This window comes from Pseudomonas flexibilis (assembly GCF_000802425.1).
Classification (GTDB): Bacteria; Pseudomonadota; Gammaproteobacteria; order Pseudomonadales; family Pseudomonadaceae; genus Serpens; species Serpens flexibilis.
Genome location: NZ_JRUD01000020.1, coordinates 67514 through 91044 on the forward strand (window position 1 = coordinate 67514; position 23531 = coordinate 91044).

At 55.1% G+C, this 23531-nt stretch carries 25 protein-coding genes; 20 read left to right on the forward strand and 5 right to left on the reverse strand.

Annotated elements, in window-relative coordinates; all coding sequences use genetic code 11:
• Nucleotides 1-40 precede the first annotated feature (40 nt).
• Nucleotides 41-358, reverse strand: coding sequence for a PepSY domain-containing protein (locus tag SF06_RS13380; protein WP_027590906.1), 318 nt, complete (start codon nt 356-358; stop codon nt 41-43).
• A 240-nt stretch (nt 359-598) separates the two neighbouring features.
• Here SF06_RS13380 and SF06_RS13385 point away from each other — a divergent pair, with 240 nt between their 5' ends.
• On the forward strand, nt 599-1807 hold the full coding sequence (locus tag SF06_RS13385; protein WP_039562019.1) for an MFS transporter: 1209 nt from the start codon (nt 599-601) through the stop codon (nt 1805-1807).
• Complete coding sequence (locus SF06_RS18855; RefSeq protein ID WP_256214744.1) at nt 1804-1926, forward strand: hypothetical protein; 123 nt, start codon at nt 1804-1806, stop codon at nt 1924-1926. Before SF06_RS13385 ends, SF06_RS18855 begins: the two co-directional genes overlap by 4 nt.
• An 82-nt stretch (nt 1927-2008) precedes the next feature.
• On the opposite strand, the gene SF06_RS13390 is transcribed toward SF06_RS18855, so the two are convergent.
• From SF06_RS13390 to minC, 4 genes are all read right to left on the reverse strand, one after another.
• Nucleotides 2009-2644 carry an RluA family pseudouridine synthase gene (locus tag SF06_RS13390; protein WP_039562020.1) on the reverse strand — a complete coding sequence of 212 codons (636 nt, stop codon included), beginning with the start codon at nt 2642-2644 and terminating at the stop codon, nt 2009-2011.
• A 306-nt stretch (nt 2645-2950) separates the two neighbouring features.
• Nucleotides 2951-3205: a cell division topological specificity factor MinE gene (minE, locus tag SF06_RS13395; RefSeq protein WP_027590909.1), complete on the reverse strand. Its 255-nt coding sequence runs from the start codon at nt 3203-3205 to the stop codon at nt 2951-2953.
• The gene (minD, locus tag SF06_RS13400) at nt 3206-4018 is read right to left on the reverse strand and encodes a septum site-determining protein MinD (RefSeq protein ID WP_027590910.1); all 813 of its coding nucleotides are present in this window, start codon (nt 4016-4018) and stop codon (nt 3206-3208) included. It abuts the gene before it with no gap.
• A gap of 98 nt (nt 4019-4116) precedes the next feature.
• On the reverse strand, nt 4117-4821 hold the full coding sequence (minC, locus tag SF06_RS13405) for a septum site-determining protein MinC (RefSeq protein WP_039562096.1): 705 nt from the start codon (nt 4819-4821) through the stop codon (nt 4117-4119).
• A 306-nt stretch (nt 4822-5127) separates the two neighbouring features.
• On the opposite strand from minC, the gene SF06_RS13410 reads away from it, so the two are divergent.
• From SF06_RS13410 to SF06_RS13470, 18 genes are all read left to right on the forward strand, one after another.
• Nucleotides 5128-6096 (forward strand): lipid A biosynthesis lauroyl acyltransferase, encoded by a 969-nt coding sequence (locus SF06_RS13410; protein ID WP_039562022.1) that lies wholly within the window; start codon nt 5128-5130, stop codon nt 6094-6096.
• Between the two features lie 233 nt (nt 6097-6329).
• Complete coding sequence (locus SF06_RS13415) at nt 6330-7778, forward strand: MBL fold metallo-hydrolase RNA specificity domain-containing protein (protein ID WP_039562023.1); 1449 nt, start codon at nt 6330-6332, stop codon at nt 7776-7778.
• 76 nt (nt 7779-7854) lie between these two features.
• A complete protein-coding gene (gene rfaH / locus SF06_RS13420) occupies nt 7855-8376 on the forward strand; it encodes a transcription/translation regulatory transformer protein RfaH (RefSeq protein WP_234703332.1) in 522 nt (173 codons plus the stop codon).
• Nucleotides 8377-8646: 270 nt separating this feature from the next.
• A complete protein-coding gene (locus tag SF06_RS13425; protein WP_081993443.1) occupies nt 8647-9954 on the forward strand; it encodes a flippase in 1308 nt (435 codons plus the stop codon).
• On the forward strand, nt 9944-11557 hold the full coding sequence (locus tag SF06_RS18095) for an aldolase catalytic domain-containing protein (RefSeq protein ID WP_076380902.1): 1614 nt from the start codon (nt 9944-9946) through the stop codon (nt 11555-11557). The genes SF06_RS13425 and SF06_RS18095 overlap by 11 nt, the downstream gene beginning before the upstream one ends.
• Nucleotide 11558: 1 nt before the next feature.
• Nucleotides 11559-12251, forward strand: a complete 693-nt coding sequence (locus tag SF06_RS18100; protein WP_076380900.1) for an acylneuraminate cytidylyltransferase family protein — start codon at nt 11559-11561, stop codon at nt 12249-12251.
• Complete coding sequence (locus SF06_RS18105; RefSeq protein WP_076380898.1) at nt 12248-12910, forward strand: HAD family hydrolase; 663 nt, start codon at nt 12248-12250, stop codon at nt 12908-12910. Before SF06_RS18100 ends, SF06_RS18105 begins: the two co-directional genes overlap by 4 nt.
• Before the next feature lie 44 nt (nt 12911-12954).
• Entirely contained in the window at nt 12955-13713 is a 759-nt protein-coding gene (locus SF06_RS18370; RefSeq protein ID WP_139326733.1) for a glycosyltransferase family 29 protein, read from the forward strand.
• Nucleotides 13714-13751: 38 nt separating this feature from the next.
• Nucleotides 13752-14594 (forward strand): glycosyltransferase family 2 protein, encoded by an 843-nt coding sequence (locus SF06_RS18110; RefSeq protein ID WP_076380896.1) that lies wholly within the window; start codon nt 13752-13754, stop codon nt 14592-14594.
• Nucleotides 14591-15781: an O-antigen ligase family protein gene (locus SF06_RS18115; RefSeq protein WP_081993444.1), complete on the forward strand. Its 1191-nt coding sequence runs from the start codon at nt 14591-14593 to the stop codon at nt 15779-15781. Before SF06_RS18110 ends, SF06_RS18115 begins: the two co-directional genes overlap by 4 nt.
• Nucleotides 15782-15792: 11 nt before the next feature.
• A complete protein-coding gene (locus SF06_RS17850; RefSeq protein ID WP_039562028.1) occupies nt 15793-16815 on the forward strand; it encodes an NAD-dependent epimerase/dehydratase family protein in 1023 nt (340 codons plus the stop codon).
• A gap of 12 nt (nt 16816-16827) precedes the next feature.
• Entirely contained in the window at nt 16828-17778 is a 951-nt protein-coding gene (locus SF06_RS13440) for a glycosyltransferase family 2 protein (RefSeq protein ID WP_039562031.1), read from the forward strand.
• Nucleotides 17778-18836 carry a dTDP-glucose 4,6-dehydratase gene (rfbB, locus tag SF06_RS13445; protein WP_039562032.1) on the forward strand — a complete coding sequence of 353 codons (1059 nt, stop codon included), beginning with the start codon at nt 17778-17780 and terminating at the stop codon, nt 18834-18836. The genes SF06_RS13440 and rfbB overlap by 1 nt, the downstream gene beginning before the upstream one ends.
• Nucleotides 18833-19711, forward strand: a complete 879-nt coding sequence (rfbA, locus tag SF06_RS13450) for a glucose-1-phosphate thymidylyltransferase RfbA (protein ID WP_039562034.1) — start codon at nt 18833-18835, stop codon at nt 19709-19711. The genes rfbB and rfbA overlap by 4 nt, the downstream gene beginning before the upstream one ends.
• A gap of 95 nt (nt 19712-19806) precedes the next feature.
• Nucleotides 19807-20343 (forward strand): dTDP-4-dehydrorhamnose 3,5-epimerase, encoded by a 537-nt coding sequence (rfbC, locus tag SF06_RS13455; RefSeq protein WP_039562035.1) that lies wholly within the window; start codon nt 19807-19809, stop codon nt 20341-20343.
• A 2-nt stretch (nt 20344-20345) separates the two neighbouring features.
• Nucleotides 20346-21218: a dTDP-4-dehydrorhamnose reductase gene (gene rfbD, locus SF06_RS13460; RefSeq protein ID WP_039562037.1), complete on the forward strand. Its 873-nt coding sequence runs from the start codon at nt 20346-20348 to the stop codon at nt 21216-21218.
• Between the two features lie 103 nt (nt 21219-21321).
• Nucleotides 21322-22146: a UTP--glucose-1-phosphate uridylyltransferase GalU gene (galU, locus tag SF06_RS13465; protein ID WP_039562039.1), complete on the forward strand. Its 825-nt coding sequence runs from the start codon at nt 21322-21324 to the stop codon at nt 22144-22146.
• A 117-nt stretch (nt 22147-22263) separates the two neighbouring features.
• A complete protein-coding gene (locus SF06_RS13470) occupies nt 22264-23484 on the forward strand; it encodes an O-antigen ligase family protein (protein ID WP_052199823.1) in 1221 nt (406 codons plus the stop codon).
• The last annotated feature ends 47 nt before the right edge of the window (nt 23485-23531 follow it).

Here is a 23531-nt window from a genome sequence, read left to right on the forward strand (position 1 = left end):
AAGAAGGCGATGTCCACCCTACAGGTCCGTGCGGGCCGCGTCAGTCGTCCTTTTGATTCTCCAGGACTTCGCCGGTGGCGGCGTCCAGTTTCAGGTCCCATTGCTGATTCTGGGCATCGCGCAGCTCCACCTTGTAGAGGTAGCGGCCATTCTCTTCCTCGAGCTCGGTTTCTTCCACCTTGGCGCCGGGGTGCTGCTTGAGTGCGGTTTCGTTGAGCGACTCGAACGACTGGATGGTGCCGGCATCGCGCAGCTTGAGCGCTTCGTCCGGGCCGATGTCGCGGTCGGCGGCCAGCGCCAGGTTGGCGCCGAAGGTCAGGGTAGTGGCGGCGAACAGCAGGGTGAGGGTCTTGCGCATGGTTGTGGTCTCCATGGGTTGCTTTGACGAACACAGGTTAGGGGAGGCGGCTTAACTGAAGCTGAAAGGCGATACCGCGCGGGCCGGCCTGGCGCTGGTCGACGGAGGTCGTGATGACTCCCCAGGCGCGGCCTGCCCCACGGCGAGACCACGGGGGCCAATTGACGCACCCGTGGGTGCGGGGATATACAGCCCCCCTCGCCCGTGCGCGGGCATACCTTGAGATAGACAGGGGTTGTGATGAACGGTTTTACCCGGGCGGGATTGTGGATCCTGGTGCTGAGTTCGGTGGTGCTCACCCTGTCGCTCGGCGTGCGACATGGCTTCGGCCTGTTCCTGGCGCCGATGAGCACGGAATTCGGCTGGGGCCGTGAGGTATTTGCCTTCGCCATCGCCCTGCAGAACCTGATCTGGGGCCTGGCGCAGCCGATTACCGGCGCGCTGGCCGACCGCTTCGGCGCTGGCCGCGCGGTGCTGGTGGGCGGGCTGTTCTATGTGGTCGGCCTGGTGCTGATGGGCATGGCGGAAACCCCGCTGGGCCTGTCGCTGAGCGCCGGCGTGCTGATCGGCCTGGGGCTGTCCGGCACCTCCTTCTCGGTGCTGTTGGCCGCGGTCGGACGCGCTGCCACCCCGGAAAAGCGCAGCATGGCGATGGGCATCGCCGCCGCGGCCGGCTCCTTCGGCCAGTTCATCATGCTGCCCGGCACCCTGGGGCTGATGGAGTGGCTGGGCTGGTCGGCGGCCTTGCTGGCGCTGGGCGCGCTGGTGGCGCTGATCGTGCCGATGGGCGCCGCCCTGCGCGAAGCGCCGGCGCCGCGCCAGGCACACCAGCAGACGCTGGGCGAGGCGCTGAGCGAGGCCGCTCGTCACCCGGGCTTCTGGCTGCTGTCGGTGGGCTTCTTCGTCTGCGGTTTCCAGGTGGTGTTCGTCGGCGTGCACCTGCCGGCCTACCTGGTGGACCAGGGCCTCGGCGTGCATGTGGGCACCACCGTGCTGGCGCTGGTCGGCCTGTTCAACATCGCCGGCACCTACGGCGCCGGCTGGCTGGGCGGCCGCATGTCCAAGCCCAGGCTGCTGGTGGCCCTGTACCTGCTGCGTGGCGTGGTGATCACCGCGTTCTTCTTCCTGCCGCTGAGCGAGATGTCCGCCTACCTGTTCGGCATGGCCATGGGGCTGCTGTGGCTGTCCACTGTGCCGCTGACCAACGGCACGGTGGCGACCCTGTTCGGCGTGCGCAACCTGTCGATGCTGGGCGGCATCGCCTTCCTGTTCCACCAACTGGGCTCGTTCATGGGCGGCTGGTTGGGCGGCTACCTGTATGACCTCACCGGCAGCTACTCGCTGGTCTGGCAGATTTCCATCCTGCTCAGCCTGATGGCCGCCCTGCTCAACTGGCCGGTGCGCGAAGTCCCGGTGGCCCGCCTGCAGACCGGAGGGGCGAGCGCATGAGCCGGGGCGCCTGGCTGAAGACAGCTCTGCTGATCGGCCTCGGCCTGCTGCTGGCCCTGGCCTGGTGGGGCTGGACGCGGGGCGGGCTGGCGCTGTTGCAGACGGGGATGAGCTGTTAGCTAGCCATTGGGTGGCGGTGGACAAGAAAGACGTTGTCCACCCTACGTTCTCTGGCGTAGGTCCGGTGCGATGGCGGACAGGCTAGAACGGCGCTGGGCTTTCGAAGCGCAGCCGCTCGCCGGTGACCGGGTGGGTGAGCACCAGCAGGCTGGCGTGCAGGCACAGGCGGTCGTGGGCGGCCAGGGCTTCTTCGTGGGCATATAGGCGGTCGCCGAGCAGCGGATTGCCGATGCTCAGCATGTGTACGCGCAACTGGTGCGAGCGGCCGGTGATCGGCGTGAGCTCCACGCGGCTGTAGTGCCCGCAGCGCTCCAGCACGCGCCAGAAGGTCAGGGCATGCCGGCCCAGTTCGTGGTCCACCACATGGCGCGGCTTGGTCGGCGGGTCGTAGCGCAGCGGCAGTTCGATCCGGCCGCTGTCCAGCTCCGGTTCGCCCCAACAAAGGGCGGTGTAGGCCTTCTCGGTTTCCCGGTCATGGAACTGCCGGGACAGCTCGCGGTGGCTGTCGGCATCGCGGGCCAGCACGATGACCCCGGAGGTCTCCCAGTCCAGGCGATGCACGATGCGCGCCTCGGGGTAACCGTTTTCCTGCAGGCGGGTCACCAGGCAGTCGCGATTGTCCTCGGCGCGCCCGGGCACGGAGAGCAGCAGGGTGGGCTTGTTGATCACCAGCAGGGCGTCGTCCTGATGGAGGATCTCAATATTCGACAGGGGCATGGGACAAATCCGTAAAACAAGGCGAGGGCGGACGTGTCCGCGCAGGGTGCGTGCGGGATTGTAGGAGCGGCTTCAGCCGCGATAAAGGGGCAGAGCCGGATTGGGCGCTTGGACAGGACTGTAGGGTGGACAACGCTTTTCTTGTCCACCATCGCGCCGTGCGGAGCGATAGTGGATCGGTGAAGCGTGATCCACCCTGCGAGAGCATCGCGGCTGAAGCCGCTCCTACAGGATCGTGCTGCGACGGCGCGCCGGGCGGCGCGTTGGTGGATCGTTAATGCGTGATCCACCCTACGAGTGGCAGGATCAACGATCCGGCAGTGGAATGTTCACTTCCAGGATCGAGCAGTTGTCGTGGTCCTCCAGGCTGACCTGCACCTTATCGTCGCTGATGTTCACGTACTTGCGCACGACTGCGATCAGTTCCTTGTGCAGGGCCGGCAGATAGTCGGGTTGCACCCGCTGGCCGCGTTCGTGGGCCACGATGATCTGCAGACGCTCCTTGGCGATGGAGGCGGTTTGTTTTCTCTCACGCTCGCGCAGCAGGTCGAAAAAGCTCATTTAGCGGCCTCCGAACAGACGTTGCAGGAATCCCTTCTTCTGCGCGTCGATGAACCGGTGCGGGACCTCCTTGCCCATCAGGCGGTCCACCGCGTCGCTGTAGGCCTGGCCGGCGTCGCTGTGCTCGTCGAGGATGACCGGCACGCCCTGGTTGGAGGCCTTGAGCACCGACTGGGATTCGGGAATCACACCCAGCAGGCGGATGGCGAGGATCTCCTCGACGTCATCGACGCCCAGCATCTCGCCCTTGTCGACGCGGGTGGGATCGTAGCGGGTCAGCAGCAGGTGTTCCTTGATCGGCTCCTCGCCGCGCTCGGCGCGTCGCGACTTGCTGGACAGCAGGCCCAGCATGCGGTCGGAGTCGCGCACCGAGGACACTTCCGGGTTGGTCACCACGATGGCCTCGTCGGCGTAGTACATGGCCAGGTGGGCGCCGCGCTCGATGCCGGCGGGGGAGTCGCAGATGACGTACTCGAAGTTCTGGGACAGTTCGTCCAGCACGCGGCCGACGCCGTCCTGGGTCAGCGCCTCCTTGTCGCGGGTCTGACTGGCGGCCAGCACGTAGAGATTCTCCAGGCGCTTGTCCTTGATCAGCGCCTGGTGCAGCGTGGCGTCGCCGTTGATGACGTTGACGAAGTCGTAGACCACCCGGCGCTCGCAGCCCATGACGAGATCCAGGTTACGCAGGCCGATATCGAAGTCGACGATGACGGTTTTGTGCCCTCGCAGGGCGAGTCCGGTGCCCAGTGCGGCGCTGGTAGTGGTTTTACCCACGCCTCCCTTGCCGGAAGTAATAACGAGGATCTTGGCCAAGGTAAATCACCCCTGAATGAGTAAAACGGGAACTTCGAGAACCGAAAGGGTGGCGTCCTTTCCGGGTCATCCGACCTGTAAAAACCGCGAAACAACTTTCAAAGCCGGTGGATATTCAATAAATCCCCCGTGAGACTGATATGCACGCCCTGTCCCCAGAAGGGGCTGCGGCGCAAATCTTCAGCCACCTTATACCGCCCGGCGATGGAAACCAGTTCGGCATTCAACTCCTTGCAGAATATCCGCGCCTTGCCATCGCCCTTGATGCCGGCCAATGCGCGTCCGCGCAGGGGTCCGTAAACATGGATATTGCCGTCCGAGAGAAGTTCCGCCCCCGGACTCACCGGTCCGATCACGATCAGATCGCAGCCCTGGGCGTAGACCTGCTGGCCGCCGCGCACCGGCCGGTGGATGACCTTGCTCGGCCGGGCCACCTCGCCCTGGCTGGCCTCATCGCTCGGCTCCAGGGCGCGCCCGCTGGCGCTGCTCGTGGCAATCACCGGGACATCGAGTTCGGAGGCCAGGGTCATGTCATCCTGACGGTCCGTGCGCACCGCGAGCGTCTGCAGGCCATGTTGCCGGCAGATCGCGATGAGTTTCTGCAGATCGACGGGAATGGACGCGTCGTGCAACTTGTCCAGGGCAAGAATCAGCGGGGTGTTATCAAAGAACTTGGGTGCCTGGGCGACTTTGTCCGCCAGTTGGCGTTCGAGCCTGGCGAGGTCGTAACGGGCCAACTCCAACAGGGTAATGGCTAGCATGCTGCCCTTGAGTTGGAATACCGCGTCCTGATCCTGGCTCATCATTTGCCCGCTTCGGTAAATGACGGGACTTATAGCGGGAAATACAGGGCTTTTCCAAGGGTGAATACGCATTTTGGACAGCCGGGTTTCTGGCGTCGTTTTTCTGTGGGCCGGGTTGTCCACTGCTTCTCTTCGGTGCCCCCAAAAGCTGTGAATGAATTTGCTCCCACAGGTGCCGTGCGGTGCTTCTGTTAGGGGCGGACTTGTCCACGAGCTTCTTCGCTCCCGTAGCTGCCCGTGCTGCGCCGCTCCAAAAATCCCCATTTCCCGGTAACATGCCGCACTTTTACGCAATCGAGTCCTGGCATGGAACGTTCACCCTTTCGCACCTACTACCTGCATCCGCGTTTCTGGCCGTTGTGGTTCGGCCTGGGCTTGCTGTGGTTGATCGCGCAGCTGCCTTATCCGCTGCTGCTGCGCATGGGGCGAGTGGCAGGGTGGGGGTTGTACCAGTTTGGTGGCGAACGCCGCACCATTGCTCGCCGTAACCTGGAGCTGGCCTTCCCGCAGATGAGCGAAGCGGAGCGCACGCGACTGCTCAAGGAAAACTTCGCGTCCATGGGCATCGCCTTCTTCGAGATGGCCATGAGCTGGTGGTGGGCCAAGCCGCGCCTGGCGAAGCTGGCGCATGTCGAGGGACTGGAGCACCTTCGCCAGGCTCAGGCAGAGGGCCAGGGCGTGATCCTCATGGCGCTGCATTTCACTACCCTGGAGATCGGCGCCTCGTTGCTCGGCCAGCTGCATACCATCGATGGCATGTACCGCCAGCACAACAACCCGGTGTTCGACTTCGTCCAGCGCCGCGGCCGGGAACGTCACAACCCGGATGCCACCGCCGTGGAGCGCGAAGATGTGCGCACCATGCTCAAGGTACTGCGCGCCGGCCGGGCCATCTGGTACGCACCGGATCAGGACTATGGCCGCCGACAGAGCATTTTCGTGCCGCTGTTTGGCATCCCCGCCGCCACCGTGACCGCCACCACCAAATTCGCCCGCCTGGGCCGCGCCCGCGTCATTCCCTTCACTCAGGAGCGCCTGGCCGACGGGTCGGGTTACCGCCTGGTGATCCATCCGCCGCTGGAGAACTTTCCCGGCGAGAGCGAGGAATCTGATTGCCTGCGCATCAACCAGTGGATCGAGCAGGCGGTGGCCCAGTGTCCCGAGCAGTATCTCTGGTCGCATCGCCGCTACAAGACCCGTCCCGTGGGCGAGTCCAAGCTGTACGCCCCTCGTACCCGCAAGCGTAAGCGCAGCCGTAACGTGCGCCGCGAGTAATCGCCGAGAAGGCCACTTCATGCCGGCCGACAGGAGTTACGGTCAAACGTAGGGTGGACAACGTTGTCCTTGTCCACCATCGTGCCGGCACGGCGCGCCGTGCCGGCCACGTGCTCCTCGCCAAATCGACGGACGTGTGACCCTCGTCACTCCCGTTTCCCAGGGTGTTGGGATTTTGACGACCCGGCATTACCATGCCGCCCCTCCGATGGCTGTTAAAGGACTAACCCGCCATGCAGTACCCGCAGATCACCCATCACGGCGCCCGTGAGGGGGTCACCGGCTCCTGTCACCAGTTGCACATGGATGAGCAGCATGGACTGCTGATCGACTGCGGCCTGTTCCAGGGTGCCGAAACCTCGCCTGAGGGCAAGGCCGGCGCCGACAACCTCACCCTCGATTTCCCCCTCGACGGCATCCGTGCCCTGGTTGCCACCCATGTGCACATCGATCACGTTGGGCGCATTCCGTGGCTGCTGGCCGCTGGCTTCAAGGGGCCGATCCTGTGCAGCGAGCCCTCGGCCAAGCTGCTGCCCATCGTGCTGGAAGACGCCTTCCGCCTCGGCGTCAGCCGTGATCAGGCAAAGGTCGAGCGCTACCTGAAGCTCATCGAGCAGCGGCTGATCGCCTTGCCCTACAACACCTGGTTCACCCTGGTGGACCAGCCGCAGCTGCACGCGCGCATCCGCCTGCAGCGTGCCGGCCATATCCTTGGCTCGGCCTACGTGGAAATCGACCTGCATTACCCGCAGCGCAAGCACCGCGAGCGGGTGCTGTTCTCCGGCGACCTGGGCGCACCGCATGCGCCCTTGCTGCCCGCGCCCAAGCCGCCGTATCGCGCCGATACCCTGGTGATCGAAAGCACCTACGGCGACCGTCTGCATGAGGATCGTCGCGGCCGCCGCCGACGCCTGGAGGCGGTGATCGAGCGCGCCCTGGCCGACGGTGGCAGCGTGCTGATTCCGGCCTTCAGCATCGGGCGCACCCAGGAGCTGCTGTACGAACTGGAAGACATCATCCACCGCAAATCCCGGCAGGGCGCCCGCGCGGAACCGGATGCCCCGCCCGGCACTCCAATCGATTGGCCGCAACTGCCCATCATCCTCGACTCGCCACTGGCCAGCCGTTTCACCGCAGCGTATCGAGAGCTGCAGCCTTTCTGGGACCAGGAAGCCCTGCGACGTGTCCGTAGCGGGCGTCGTCCCTTAGGGTTTGAGCAACTGCTTACTGTCGACAGTCACACCGAGCATGAACGCATGGTTCAACACCTGACCCGCACGGCCCGCCCGGCCATCGTCATCGCCGGCAACGGCATGTGCTCGGGAGGGCGCATCGTCAACTACCTCAAGGCCATGCTTGGCGATGCGCGGCACAACGTGCTGTTCGTCGGCTATCAGGCGCGTGGCACGCCCGGTAATGCCATCCAGACCTACGGCCCGCGCGGTGGTTATGTCGATCTGGATGGTGAGCGGCTGCAGATCCATGCCGGCATTGCCAGCCTGGGCGGCTATTCGGCGCACGCCGACCAGCACGGACTGGTCAATTTCGTGACGCGCATGAGGCATTGGCCATCGCATATCCGGCTGGTTCACGGAGAAGCCACCGCCAAGCAGAAGCTGGCTGAGGTGCTTGAGGCCCGCTATACGCGTCGCCAGTTGGGCGTGATGATCGTGATGCAGTAGGCTTTTTCCTATAGAATCCGCCTTTTTTCAGGCGGGCCGAATTGGTATCCCTCTCAGGGATAACAGGTGTATGGATATGAATGCGCTTCAGGGCATGGAGATCATGGCGAGCCAGCCGGCTGCCTGGTATCTGGTCCACTGCAAGCCCCGCCAGGACGAGCGCGCTGAAGAGCACCTCATTCGGCAGGGCTACACCTGTTATCGACCGCGACTGCAGCGCGAACGCGTGGTCGCAGGGCGCCGTCAGAGCGTAGTGGAGTCCCTATTCCCCGGTTATCTGTTTGTTCAGCTGCAGCCGAATGCCAATTGGTCGCCGTTGCGCTCCACGCGAGGCGTTAACCGCCTGGTCAGTTTCGGCGGCTATCCGCTGGAAGTCCCCGTCCACGTCATCGACTCCCTTCACCAGCACGCACCATCAGACGAGCCGCAGTCGCTGCTGCAGCCCGGAGACCCCGTGCGCATTGTCGAGGGCAGTCTGGCCGACCTGGATGCCATCTTTCTGAGCATGGATGGTGACGAGCGCGTGGTGTTGTTGATGAACCTGCTGAACCGGGAACAGAGGCTCACCCTGCCGCTGGCCTGTGTCCGCAGAGGTTAGTACCCCGCGTTGTATTGGCCGGGTGTATGACGAGGGCGGTAGGCTCTATCCCCTCTGGAATCCATCCGGAGGTCAAACTTCCGGCGGCACGGCTCTTGCCTGTTACCGCCGTTTCGAACCAGCGTTTTCAGGAAACCGACGGCAAATCCTGGGGCGGTAGCGTGTATACCGTCAGCCGCAATCTTAACAGCGGCGGTGGCGCTGACTTGCTTACGTCAAGCGAGCTAAAGGATCTAAAACGTAGCAGTGTGGTTACCTAATGCTGTATATATGAATTGGAGTAAGGTTTTGCGCCGTCCTGAGATATTGCGGTATATGAAAAATAGCCTTTGGATGCTTTCTGAATATGGAATGAAAGTAGTGTCGGCTATCTTCGTTACTATTTACGTTGCGCGCTACTTAGGGCCGGAGCAGTTTGGAGTGCTTAGCTACGCGCTTGCAATAGTCGCTGTATTTATGGCGCTAAGTAGGCTGGGTATGGAGTCTATACTTGTGCGTGACTTGGCGCTTTTTCCTGAGCGGCGCCAGGCATTCATGAGTACGGCTTTTACTTTGATGGTCATGGCGTCATTTGTTTCTTTTGTTTTGCTGAGTGGCCTTGTTTTACTCCTTGAAGAAAGCTACGAAAACCGGATTTATATCTTTGTCATATCGATGGGGATAATTTTCCAAGCTTTCTCTGTTGTTGAGTACAACTTTCAATCGCAGGTTAAGGCTAAATACTCCAGCATTGCAAAGTCATTATCTTTGGTTGTTTCTGCGGCCACAAAGATTCTTCTTGTTTGGCTGGAAGCTGGTCTAATTTTCTTTGCCGCTTCATATCTTTTGGATTTTGTCGTTACAGCTGCAATACTTCTTGCGATGAATTTTAAAAAATCACAGCCAAATTTCTTTTGTGGTTATGATTCCAGCCTTTTAAGGCCGTTACTAAAAAGTGCTTGGCCGATGATGTTGTCGGCAATTTCGGTAAGTTTGTATTCCCGCATTGATCAGATAATGCTTAAGAGCATGGTCGGGCTTCATGAGCTGGGCGTTTACGCTGCCGCAATCAAGGTTTTTGAAGGCTGGATGATTGTCCCATACGTGATCAGCATTTCGCTTTTGCCTGCAATTGTAAGGTTCAAGGCTGCTGAATCAAAGAGTTACGAAAAGAATATGGCAATTTTGTTCGCTTTTCTGTTTTGGTCTAGCGCCCTTGTTGCTTTGTTCTTTAGTTTTTTTGGCGAGTTCGTAATATCCATGACATTTGGGTCCAAATATCTAGATAGCGCTTCCATATTGGTTGTTGTTATGTGGTCGGCTACTTTTGCCGCTTTGGGGTCTATCACAGCTCGGTACCTAACGGTTGAGGGAATGGAAAGTAAAATTCTCAGTAGGACGTTGGTTGGGCTGATAGTAAACGTTCTATTGAACTTGGTCCTCATCCCTGTTTACGGTGTGCAAGGTGCTGCGATATCAACTATGGTCACGTTATTTGTGGCCAATTATCTTATAAATTACTTTGATAGGGATTTGAAGCAGCTGGTGAGCATCTGCAATCGATCACTAACCTTGGGGCTTGTTCGAAATGAAAAGTAACTTTGTTGTTTTGGATTGCACCTTGCGAGATGGTGGCTACTACAATAACTGGGATTTTCCGCGCGAGATTATTAATTCCTACTTGGAATCGATGTTGGCTGCAGGAGTCGACTTTGTTGAGTTGGGTCTGAGAAGTTTAAGGAACGATGGCTTCAAAGGAGCTTGTGCCTTTAGTACAGATGAGTTCATACGCTCATTGGCAGTGCCGGAAAGCCTAAGCGTTGCGGTCATGATAAATGCAAGTGAATTGCTGACCTCAGCGAGTATAGAAGAGAATCTTGAAAAGTTAATGCCTAACGATGCTTCGGATTCGCCAGTTGACCTAGTCCGTATTGCCTGTCATGTGCATGAGTTTGAACGATCATTGCCAGCTTCTGCTTGGTTAAAGAAGCGTGGTTATCTGGTTGGCTTCAATATTATGCAGATAGCAGAGCGTACCGAAGCTGAAGTTAAAGCTTTGGCTAGGGCTGCCTCAGCATTCCCGGTAGATGTACTGTATTTTGCAGATAGCATGGGTAGTATGAAGCCATCGCAAGCGGCAGAAATTATTAGGTGGCTAAAAAACGAGCGGGTTGGAGCGTTAGGAATTCATACCCACGATAACTTGGGGTTAGCATTATCCAATACGTTGCGTGCCATTGAGGAAGGCGTGGTTTGGGTTGACTCCACAGTAACTGGTATGGGACGTGGACCAGGTAACGCGCGCACAGAAGAGTTGGTAGCAGAGATTAGCACGTTACGAACTAAGCCTATTAACATGGTGCCGTTAATGGTGCTCATTAGAAAATATTTCAGGCCAATGCAGCAGAAATATGGATGGGGTACTAACGTCTATTACTACTTGGCAGGTAAGTATGGAATCCACCCGACGTATGTCCAGGAAATGCTCGCCGATAGCCGATATAGTGAAGAGGACATACTGGCGGTAATTGGCCATTTAAAGGATGAAGGCGGGGCGAAATATAGTTCTGGGAAGTTGAATGCAGCCAGAGATTTTTACCAAGGCCTACCTCAGGGGGATTGGTGTCCTGCCGAAGTTTTTGAAGGGCGTGATGTGCTTCTTCTAGGGACCGGGCCTGGTGTTGAAAATCACCGCGAGGCGATAGAAACATATATAGGAAAATATAATCCGGTAGTAGTTGCGCTCAACACTCAAAGCTCCATTGATGCCAGCCTGATTCAATATCGAATAGCATGTCATCCTGTGCGGTTGCTGGCAGACTGTGAGGCTCACACGAGATTGCCGCAGCCGCTAATTACGCCGTATTCCATGCTGCCTCAGGACGTAAAGCTTGCCCTAGGTAATAATAAAAAAGTATTGGACTTCGGGTTAAATGTTAAGAATGGGCTCTTCGAATTTTCGAGTTCGTTCTGCGCTGTTCCTAGCTCGCTCGTAATAGCCTACGCGTTTGCCGTCTTAACAAGTGGGTGTGCAAAGACCATCTATCTGGCTGGTTTTGATGGCTATCCAGGTGAGGATGTTAGAAATTTGGAGATGAATAATTTAATAAAAACATACTTATCAAGCCCGGCCTCTATTCCATTGGTCTCCATAACCCCAACACGTTATGACGTGCCTTCTGTAAGCGTTTATGGGTTGTGATATGCACGATAAAATTTCCTGTTTTTTACCTTGCCGAAAAGGTAGCGAGCGTGTTCCGCGCAAGAATATCAAGCCATTTGCCGGTATACAGAATGGATTGGTGGAGCTTAAGATCCGTCAATTGCTCGGCAGCAATTTAATTGATGAGATCGTGCTTTCGACCAATGATGAGGAAATATTGAGTTTTGCACATTCGCTTGGAGAGCAAAGAGTCCGTGTTCACGAGCGAGTGGATGCTCTGGCGTCAAGTCAAACGAGTACAGACGAGCTTGTTGCCCATGCCTTAAATCTAATTCCTGTGGGTCATATTCTTTGGACGCATGTTACCTCGCCCTTCTTCAATTCAAGTGTATATGATTCAGTAATAAAAAAATACTTATCTTGCCTGGCTGAAGGTTACGATTCTTTAATGACGACTACTCTTCTTCATGCTTTCCTTTGGCAGGATAATAAGCCGTTAAATTACGATCGCACTATAGAGAAATGGCCAAGAACTCAAACGATTAAGCCTATACATGATGTTAATAGTGGAGCATTTTTGGCTTCAGCTGAAATTTATCGAGATCAGGATGATCGTATAGGAGTAAATCCATTTTTGTATAGCTTGGACAAGATTGTGAGTCATGATATTGACTGGCCCGAAGATTTTTATATGGCGGAAGCGCTGGTTGAGAAAGGCTTGGTTTCAATATGACTAATATTTTGTCAGGGTATTCAACCGTCATATTCGATTGCGATGGCGTGGTGCTTAATTCTAATCCCGTGAAAACAAAGGCTTTCTATGAGGCTGTATTACCTTACGGTGAGAATGCAGCTAAAGCCATGGTTGAATATCACTTGGCTAATGGGGGTATTTCACGCTATAAAAAGTTTGAGCATTTTCTTCAGCAGATTGTTCCAGAAGTTTGTTGCGATGTGGATGGCCCAAGCTTGGATAATTTGTTATCAAGCTACGCGGAGCGTGTATGGAGTGGCCTGCTAACCTGTGAGGTGGCTGGAGGACTAGAGCGGCTCCGGGGAAAAAATCCAAATTCGAACTGGCTGATTGCCTCTGGCGGCGATCAAGTAGAGTTGAGGAACTTGTTTGAGCTGCGGGGTATAAGCAATCTATTCAACGGGGGGGTTTTTGGAAGTCCTGATTCTAAGGAAGGCATATTGGAACGAGAAAAGCAGAATGGAAATATAGGTGAGTCTGCAGTTTTTATTGGTGACAGCAAGTACGATTACTTTGCAGCGAAACAGGCTGGTTTTGACTTCTTGTTCGTCTGGGAATGGACTGAAGTGAAACGGTATGAAGAGTGGTGTAGAGCAGAAGGTATCACTTTTTATAAAAATCTGGGTGAATTGTCTTAGAGTATGGTTTTTTTGCTGGGGTAGTTTGGATTGAGGCAGGTTGCATGAGACGTTATTTGGCTATTTTAAAATATTTGCCTAATCTCTTTTGGTATAGATTACTAACGCTGCTCACTTTTCGCAGGTGGTGCTGGTTTGATGACGGCACTGATGTCTACAAAGGTAAGCGGGTAATTATAGTTGGTCCGGCAGTTTCTTCCCTGAGCTATTTGTCTGGTGCGGAGATAGATTCTTTCGACCTAGTTATTAGAGTTAATAAGTCACCTCACACTATTGCGGGAAAGGAAGCGTTAATAGGAGCGAGAACAGATGTCCTGTACCACTGTTGCGATGAGGATCCTATTACCGGAGGAGGAGTAATCGACGTCGCTTTGCTTGGGAAACAGAGCACAAAGATGGTGGTTTATACGTATGGAGAGATTGCAGTAGCCCATAATTTCTATCGATGTCTTTTTAAGTATCCCGAGTTGAATTTTTTCCGGGTGCATCATAAGTTATACCGCGATCTAAAGCGGACATATAAGTCCAGGATGCCTACTACGGGACTGCAGGCGCTGAATCATATAATGCGCTCAGATTTCAAAGAGCTTCATATAACGGGCTTTACGTTTTTCAAAACGGCCTATGCCGATGGCTATCGCGATGAGTACAAGAGCTCAAGTGAGGCAATTTCTTTAGCCACGGGTAGTGGAAACCATGATCCAGATGATGAGCTTAGAATATTTAAAGAGATATACCTTTCTTTTAAAGATTCTAAATGCATATATCTGGATTCGGCTCTTCAGCAATTGATGCTTTGCTGAAAGGTATTCCTGTTATTATCTGAGTTAGGTGGCCCAGTATGTTATTCAGCTTGGTTATGGCAACCTACGGACGCAGTTCCGAAGTGGCTCGATTTCTGGAATCTTTAAGGGGGCAGGAGATATCAGAGCGATATTTCGAAGTTATAATTGTTGATCAAAACGATCAGATAGATCTTTCGGAGATTGTTTCAAAGTATAGCTCTTTTTTTAGAATTAAACATATAAAATCTTCGAGAAAGGGCCTCTCTTATAATAGAAATATTGGGCTTTTGGCTGCTGCTGGAGAGTACGTTTGTTTTCCCGACGATGATTGTACTTATTACCCTGATACGTTGAGTAAGGTCTTAGAGTGTTTTAAACGGACAGGTGCGTTTGCTATTTTTGGCGCTATTCGAGATCGTCAAGATGGTCGGAACATTATCAAGGAGTGGCCGAAGTATGATTGCAGATTGACTCGTTCCAATTTCTTTATGCTTTACAGTTCAATTACAGTTTTTTGTAAACGAAGTGAGCTTGATTTTGATGAAAAGTTAGGTGTTGGTGAATACTTTGGATCTTGCGAAGATACGGATTACGTATATAGCATGATTCTGAACCATGGTAACTGTTTTTACTGTGGTGATCTTGAGGTTTGGCATCCCCCGCAGAGTATCCAAGTTATGGGCGAGGCGAAGAATTACTCGTATGGTTTGGGCTTTGGAGCATTCTGCGCAAAGTACTCAGGCGATATTTTTATAATGAAGCTTTTCCTCATGTCACTTGCATATCATGCATTACTTGCTTTGCTCGCGCTTGCCAAGATGGATGGGGAGACAGCGCTATTGCGAAAAGGTTCTTTTATTTCCCGCGTTCGCGGTTTCCTTGAGTATAAAAAGTCATGAGGCTCGGGGTTTTAGGTTTACTGCTAGTATTGGCGTTAGTTTCAATAGGGGATGCGTATTATAAGAGTTATCCTTTGTTTTTTCTGGTCTTTATATTTTTTCAGCTGGTTTTGAGTGGTGTGCTCGCTAAAGATGTTTTTTATCCGGCTGCGTTATTTTTATTTGTCAGTGTTTCTTTTTCTTTGCTGCATGCAAGTTGGGTTTTTGAGGTTGCTTCATTCGTCAAACTTCTATTGAATTTTGCTTTTTTTGTTTCGGTATCCTCTTATGTTGTCAATCTAGACGTTCGTAAGGCTATCAGGATTTTCAGGGTATCTTCGCTTATTTTCATATGCCTATCCTTTTTGCAAGTGCTTTACGTTGTGTCGTCAAGGGGGCTGTGGCTGCTGCCTTTCCAATTAGAGAGCTCTTCGGATTCTTATGTTTTTGAGGGAGTTGTATTTGGTGATTTGAATAAGAATATATGGGCTTCTAAGGTCGCGATATTCATGATTATCGCGACTTGCTGCTTTTACCTCCTCGGGCGTGGCTTAGTATCATTTCTACTTTGTCTTTGTATGGGTGCTTTTGTCTTGTTGTATGTTTCAAGTCGCGCTGCTCAGCTTTCATTTGTGGCTTTTTTCGCAGTTATTACTGCTTACCATTTATGGTTTGTCGCGCGGCGAAGGTTTTTATTGATTTTACTTGCCGTGCTGTTTTCGCCGATGTTTTTTGCCCTTTTTGAAAAGATTGCTCGGTTTGGTGGGTTGGATTTTTCAGAGTTTAATCCTGAGGTTGGTGGGCACATGGGGGATGGCTTTTTAGCCCGAATCATAATTTGGAATCATGTCCTCCAAGGGATCGATTGCTTTGATCTTTTGTGGGGCAATGGAATCCTGTCATTTGCAAGTTATACGGGGGGGATTTTTCCGGAAAATAATCCGCATAATACTTTCTTGAACGTTCTAATGGATTTTGGGTTGGTCGCGCTTTTATTTTATATTTTTATCTTATGGCGGGTGTCGGCTGCTAGTATTTTTTCTCGTTCCTTGTTGATTCCATTGCTAGTTCTATTAAATAGTCAATATTTGGGTTATGATTCAGAGATAATGATATTTCTAGCCTTTGTTTTCTTTGTGGGCTCGACTCTTTCGAGAGAGAATTTAAAAGCGAGGTTTGGTGTGCCTCGCTTGAAGTTTTTGAAATAGAGAGGCTGCTTATGAGTAGTTGTGCGGTTGTTTTTGGTGGCGCAGGGTTTATTGGGGTTTTTTTTGCTCGGTTCTTACTGGATAAAAAGATAGTAGATCGGGTGTATCTGTATGATGTTGAGTCTGTGGACTCGAAGCCGAGTAGCTTTCGTCGATCTCTAATCGAGGGAGACAGCAGGATTTACTTTGTCTGTGGTGATGTTCGGACTGCCATTAATATTCAGGTTGATGAACCCGTGGCGTTAATTGCCAATTTTGCGGCGGTGCACCGGGAGCCAGGTCATGAAGATTATGAATATTATGAGACCAATCTGCTTGGGGCGGAAAATGTCTGTGCTTGGGCGGAAAAGGTGGGTTGTAGCCACCTGATATTTACTAGCTCCATTTCTCCCTACGGTCCAAGTGAGAAAGTAAAGAATGAGAGTTCCCTGCCTGTGCCGGCTACTGCGTATGGAGGCTCAAAGCTGGCAGCAGAGAAAATCCATCAGATTTGGCAGGCTAAGGACGACGTCAACCGCCGTCTGGTGATCGTGCGACCCGGTGTGGTATTTGGCCCCGGTGAGGGCGGGAACGTGTCGAGGTTGATTAAGGCCGTATTGCACCGTTACTTCTTCTATATGGGGAACCGTGCCACCCGCAAGGCGGGTGTGTATGTAAAAGAGCTGTGCAATGCCATGTGGTGGGTGTTGCAGCAGCAGGAAGTGAAAGGTGAGCGCGTCAGCCTTTTCAACATGTCGATGAATCCTGGCCCGTCCATTGAGGAGTACGTCAACGCCGTATGCATGGTTGCCGGTGTGAAGCGTACGGTTCCGGCCGTTCCCTATCCGTTATTGCTTACTGCTGCATATGCTATTGACACCATTGCTAGGCCGCTGGGAATCAGTCATCCGTTCAGCCCGGTCCGCATACGTAAGCTGGTGCGCTCCAACAATATTCTCCCCACTTATCTGGTCGAGAGCGGTTACCCCTATCAGTACACCTTGGAAAGCGCTTTTGCGGATTGGAAGAAAAGCTGCCCCGAGGAGTGGAAATAAACGTGAGGTTTCATGTCTGACTTGGCTAACCGAACCATGCGGATTGCCTGCATAGTACCTACATATAATGGCCGGGACGATCTGTACCGGTTGTTGAATTCGTTGAACCAGCAGAGCGCGTCCTTCGATCTCTTTATCGTGGATTCAAGCTCTTCTGATGGTACAAACGAACTGGCATGTTCACGTGTCAAAAATGCCCTGACAATTCCCAGTAGCCAGTTCAATCATGGCGGCACAAGGCAGATGATGGTTGATCGTAACCCAGGTTACGATGTTTATGTATTCCTGACCCAAGATGCTTATCTGGAAGAATGTGACGCCATCGAAAACCTGGTGGCAGCCTTCGAAGACCCGAAGGTAGCTGCTGTTTGCGGACGCCAGTTGCCCCACAAGAACGCTTCGCCACTGGCCGAGCATGCGCGACTTTTCAATTACCCAGCGACCTCGTCAGTGAAATCATTGGATGATGCACCACTCTTGGGAATCAAGACGGCATTCATGTCCAACTCCTTCGCCGCCTATCGGGGTGCTGCGCTTCTGGAGGTTGGTGGTTTTCCGGAGCATGTCATCTTTGCCGAGGATATGTACGTAGCGGCAAAGATGCTCTTGGGGGGATGGAAAGTTGCGTATGCCGGGAACGCGAGCTGCCGCCATTCCCATAACTACACTTTTCGAGAGGAATTTTGCCGCTATTTCGACATGGGCGTCTTTCATGCTCGTGAGCCCTGGATTCGGGAGCGTTTCGGCGGTGCGGGTGGCGAGGGGCTGCGATATGTGAAATCGGAGCTGGCCTTCCTTGGACTGTCGCGTCTCCATCTCTGGCCATCGGCGATTTTGCGCAATGCTGTGAAGTTGCTTGGCTACAAGCTGGGACAGAAGGAACAAAGTATGTCGCTGGCCTTAAAGAAGAAACTGGGCATGTACAAACGTTACTGGGACAGCCCCTACGCGGAGAAACACTGATGCGCATATTGGTCACTGGTGGCGCTGGTTTTATCGGCTCCGCCGTGGTACGCCATCTGATCGGCAATACCACTCATGAAGTAGCCAGTCTCGACAAATTGACCTATGCGGGTAACCTGGAATCACTTGATTCGATCGCCGATTCGCCACGTTACTCCTTTTATCGGGTGGATATCTGCGACGCGCTGGCACTAGACAGGGTATTTGCTGAGTTCCAGCCGACCGCAATCATGCACTTGGCAGCCGAGTCCCATGTGGACCGCTCCATCGACGGGCCGGCCGACTTTATTGAAACCAATATCGTCGGCACTTATACCCTCTTGGAGGCCGCCCGGCGCTATTGGAGCGGGCTGGAGCCGGCGGCCAAGGCGGCTTTCCGTTTCCACCATATCTCTACCGACGAGGTATATGGCGATCTGGAGGGCACGGACGACCTGTTTACGGAAACCACGCCTTACGCGCCCAGCTCGCCTTATTCGGCCTCCAAGGCGAGTTCCGACCATCTGGTGCGTGCCTGGCAGCGTACCTACGGCCTGCCGACCATCGTCACCAATTGCTCGAACAATTACGGCCCTTATCACTTCCCCGAGAAGCTGATTCCGCACATGATCCTCAGCGCCTTGGCCGGCAAGCCACTGCCGGTGTATGGCGATGGTTCGCAGATTCGCGATTGGTTGTATGTGGAAGACCATGCCCGGGCCTTGGTCGAGGTGGTGACCCGTGGCGAAATCGGCGAGACGTACAACATTGGTGGGCACAACGAGAAGCGCAACCTTGAGGTCGTCGAGACCATTTGTGCGCTGCTGGACGAGTTGAAGCCCGCTGCTGATGGTCGTTCCTATAAGGAGCTGATTACCTTCGTGAAGGACCGGCCGGGGCATGATCGTCGCTATGCCATCGATGCCTCGAAGATCGAGCGCGAACTGGGCTGGAAACCGCAGGAAACCTTCGAAAGCGGTATCCGCAAGACGGTGCAGTGGTACCTGGATAATCGCCAGTGGTGGGAGCGTGTCCTGAACGGCAGCTACCAACTGGATCGTTTGGGAGAAAAGGCATGAAGGGCATCATTCTGGCCGGGGGCTCCGGTACCCGTCTGCACCCGATCACGCGCGGCGTATCCAAACAGCTGTTGCCGATCTACGACAAGCCGATGATCTACTACCCGCTGTCGGTGCTGATGCTGGCTGGCATCCGGGAGATCCTGGTGATCTCCACGCCCGACGATCTGCCCAATTTCCGCAAGTTGCTCGGCGATGGTTCGGATTTCGGCATTTCCTTGAGTTATGCCGAACAGCCTTCGCCGGACGGGCTGGCCCAGGCGTTCCTGATCGGCGAGGAGTTCATCGGCGACAGCAGCGTTTGCCTGATCCTCGGTGACAACATCTTCTACGGCTACGGCTTCAGCGCCATGCTGCGCGAGGCTGCCAGCCGCAAGAGCGGCGCCACCGTGTTCGGCTATCACGTGACCGATCCCGAACGCTTCGGGGTCGTTGAGTTCGATGCCAGCGGTAAGGCGGTTTCCATCGAGGAGAAGCCCAAGGCGCCCAAATCGAACTATGCGGTCACCGGGCTGTATTTCTACGACAACTCTGTGGTGGAAATCGCCAAGCAGGTGAAGCCGTCGGCCCGTGGCGAGCTGGAGATCACTGATGTGAACAACGCGTACCTCCAGCGTGGTGATCTGCATGTCAGCCTGCTGGGTCGCGGCTTCGCCTGGCTGGATACCGGTACCCATGATTCGCTGATGGAGGCCAGCCACTTCGTGCAGACCATCGAGGCTCGGCAGGGGTTGAAGGTGGCATGCCTGGAGGAGATTGCCTACCACCAGGGTTGGTTGAGCAAGGAGCAACTGGCCCGGCAGGCGGAAGCTCTTAGCAAGACGGGCTATGGGCAGTATTTGCAGCGGTTGTTGGTGATGCCGCCCGCTCTCTGAGCGGTCGGGTTGTAGGGGGATTCGGCTCCCTCGGCCGGGATAAACCCGGCCTCACGGGTGACGACGCCGGCTTCGTCGCGGGCAGGAGTACAGTTTTGAAGGTTATTGAAACGAAGCTTCCCGGGGTGCTGATCATTGAGCCCAAAGTATTTGGGGATCATCGCGGGTTCTTTCTGGAAACGTTCCAAGTCGAGCGCTATCGCGAGGCGGGGATCGATCTGCCGTTCGTGCAGGACAACCATTCTCGCTCGCAGCGGGGGGTTCTGCGTGGGCTGCATTTCCAGAAGTCTCGTCCGCAGGGCAAGCTGGTCAGCGTGGCCCGTGGGGCGGTGTACGACGTAGCCGTGGATATTGATCCGGCATCGCCAACCTGCGGGCAGTATGTGGGCGTCGAACTGAACGACGAAAACCACCGCCAGCTCTGGGTGCCGCCGGGCTATGCCCACGGCTTCTGTGTGCTCAGTGACGTGGCCGACTTCTGTTACAAGTGCACCGATCTGTACTTCCCCGAGGATGAAGGCGGGCTGCTGTGGAATGATCCGGAGGTGGGTATTCCTTGGCCGATCGACACGCCGCAGTTGTCCGCGAAGGACCAGCGGAACCCGAGCCTGCGCAAGCTGCTGGAGAGGTAACGATGCGGGTATTGATAACCGGCGCTCGTGGCCAGGTTGGCCACGAACTGTTGCGTTTGGCACCGGAAGGCTTCGATGTGCTCGGCCTGGGTTCGGCTGAACTGGATATCGCCGATGCCTCGGCAGTAGCGCGGGAAGTTGAACGTCTGCGGCCGCAGTTGATCATCAACGCGGCAGCCTATACGGCGGTCGATAAGGCCGAGTCCGAACCCGAACGTGCCTATGCCGTAAACCGGGACGGTCCTGCGAACCTCGGGCGGGCCGCCGAGCAACGGGGCATTCCCGTTCTGCATATTTCCACGGACTATGTGTTTGCCGGAGATGCCGCCCAGCCCTATCGGGAAAGCGATCCCACTGGCCCGACCGGTGTGTACGGCGCCAGCAAGCTCGCGGGCGAGCAAGCGCTGGCGGCCAGTTGCAGGCGCCATGTCGTCCTGCGCACCAGTTGGGTGTTTGGAGCGCATGGCAACAACTTCGTGAAAACCATGCTGCGCCTGGGCCAGGAGCGAGACGAGCTTTCCGTGGTGGCGGACCAGCAGGGGTGCCCTACCTCCGCCGCCAGCATCGCGCGTGCCCTATGGACACTGGCGCAGCACTACCAGCAAGAAGGCGATTTGCGCTGGGGGATCTATCACTACAGCGGTACGCCAGCCTGTTCCTGGTACGGGTTTGCCCAGGCGATTTTTCAGCAGGCCCACGCCGCTGGGTTGATTTCTCGACAGCCGGTCGTGCATGCCATCGCTACCGAGCAGTATCCGACTCCGGCCAAGCGACCGGCCTGGTCGGTTCTGGATTGCTCGTTGCTGCGGCAGGTATATGGTATTGAGCCGGCGGATTGGCGAGCGGAGTTGAATACCGTTTTGGCTGAGCTGTGACCGAGCATGCTCTCGGCAGTATTTCGCATTCCGTTCAATTCATTCAGTGCATTTCTCGCCAGGGCAGGTGCATGGCCTGCCTTTTCATTTCTAAGGACGTCTCGTGATTCGTAAATGTCTTTTCCCCGCTGCCGGTTACGGCACCCGCTTTCTTCCGGCTACCAAGGCCATGCCCAAGGAAATGCTGCCGGTGGTCAACAAGCCGTTGATTCAATATGGCGTCGAGGAGGCGCGGGACGCTGGCCTGACCCAGATCGCCATGGTCACCGGTCGCGGCAAACGGGCCTTGGAGGATCACTTCGATATCAGCTACGAGCTGGAGCATCAGATCAAGGGCACCGACAAGGAGCGCTTCTTGGACGAGACGCGCGAGCTGATCGATCAATGCACCTTTGCCTATACGCGTCAGGTGGAGATGAAGGGCTTGGGGCATGCCATCCTGACCGGGCAGCCGCTGGTTGGTGACGAGCCCTTTGCTGTCGTTTTGGCGGATGACCTGTGCCTCAACCCGGGCGGCGACCCGGTGCTGCTTCAAATGGTCAACCTCTACAAGCAGTTCCGCTGTTCCATCGTGGCGATTCAGGAGGTTCCGCGGGAGGAAACCTCCAAATATGGGGTCATCGCCGGTGAGATGATTCGGGATGATATCTACCGGGTGAATACCATGGTCGAGAAGCCCAATCCCGAAGACGCTCCGTCGAATCTTGCCATTATTGGCCGCTATATCCTGACACCGGATATTTTTGAGCTGATCGCGCAGACGGAGCCCGGCAAAGGGGGTGAAATTCAAATCACCGACGCGCTGATGAAGCAGGCTCAGCGGGGTTGCGTGCTGGCCTATAAGTTCAAGGGTCGACGCTTTGACTGTGGGAGTGCGGAAGGATATGTCGAGGCTACAAATTATTGTTTCGAGAATTTCTATAACTGATTATGGGCTTGGCCGGCTTACGGCAATTTTTCGACTTAGCCGCTTTTTTGCCCGCTTGTGACGGGCTGTAGTGAAGTTATAGCTCTTTGAGGGGGGAAGGTGAGACTTTTGGGCGCAATGCATGAACTACCCAAACCTTGGCTATGGCTGTTGGGCATCGGAATTTTTGTCCAGATGTCGGGGGAGCTATTCAATAACGACGGCAGTCGTCATGTCACCCAGATGTATCTCCTACTGTTCCTGCCCGCTTTGATACTGCTGGCTCAGCAGCGCTTTTCTCTGGAGCTATGGGCTCAGCCGGCGGGTTGGCTTTTTCTCGCCCTCGCTCTCTGGGTGGTGCTAATCGGCATGGCGCACCCGGGTTCGCAGGGGAAAGCTTTCTACTGGCTCAAAATTAGCCTGCTGTTGGTGTTTTACGTTTTCGCCGTTGCGAGCCTCGCCCGTCATCCACGGGCTTTTTTATGGATGATCCTGGCGGCAATATTGGTTGCGGCGTTTTTTGCCTGGTTGACGCTGGCTTATCAGTTTTTTGTTCTAGATAAGCCCTTCACCTATAAGTATCTGCGAAACGCTGGGCGATTATTTAAGTTGGGGTGGAATGACTTTGCGGATCTGAAGCATCCGGTTCTGGCTGGGTTGTATTTCGGAATTTTTGCCGTTTTAAGTCTCGCTATTTTTGTGGGGCGAAATTTGCGGTTTTGGCAGGCGCTTGGATTGCTCGCTATGTTGGGTGGGCTGCTATTGTATGTGCTACTGAGCTTTTCGCGCGGCGCTTGGTTTGCGACATGTGCCGGTGGGCTGGCCATTCTGCTGATGTGTCGCAACCGTAAGTCGGCTTTTATGCTCGTGACTGGTGTAGTTGCCCTGCTGGTGGCGGCTGTTGTTTTCTGGGCGGAACTACAATATGAGCAAGCTAGAGGGCTCACTTATCGGGATCAGATCTGGTTGGAATGGCTTCGGCGCCTTCCTGAATTCTGGTTATGGGGGGAAGGTGCGGGATCCAGGTTTTTGTTCCGGTTTAGCCATGGCTCCGTCAATCACGCACACAGCCTCTACCTGCAATTCTGGTATGAATACGGTGTTGTCGGGTTTGCGCTGTTGTCTGCGCTCATTGTAGCGGTGCTTTGGAAAGGCTGGCAGTGTCGCGATCAGTTTCTAGCCAAGGCTGCTCTAGCGATGATGGCGTTTGTAGTGGTCGGCATGGTCTCGGACATCAGTTCCTTGTTCAAACAGCCCAACATTTTCTGGACCATGTTCTGGCTGCCGGTGGGCATTTTGTTAGGTATTCGACGGCCAGGCGAAGTGGCGGCGGCAGAAGGATCACCTGCGGTGGGTTGATCAACTGATATGACTGCCTTCGTTTGCGCGAGATTTTTCCGGCTCGA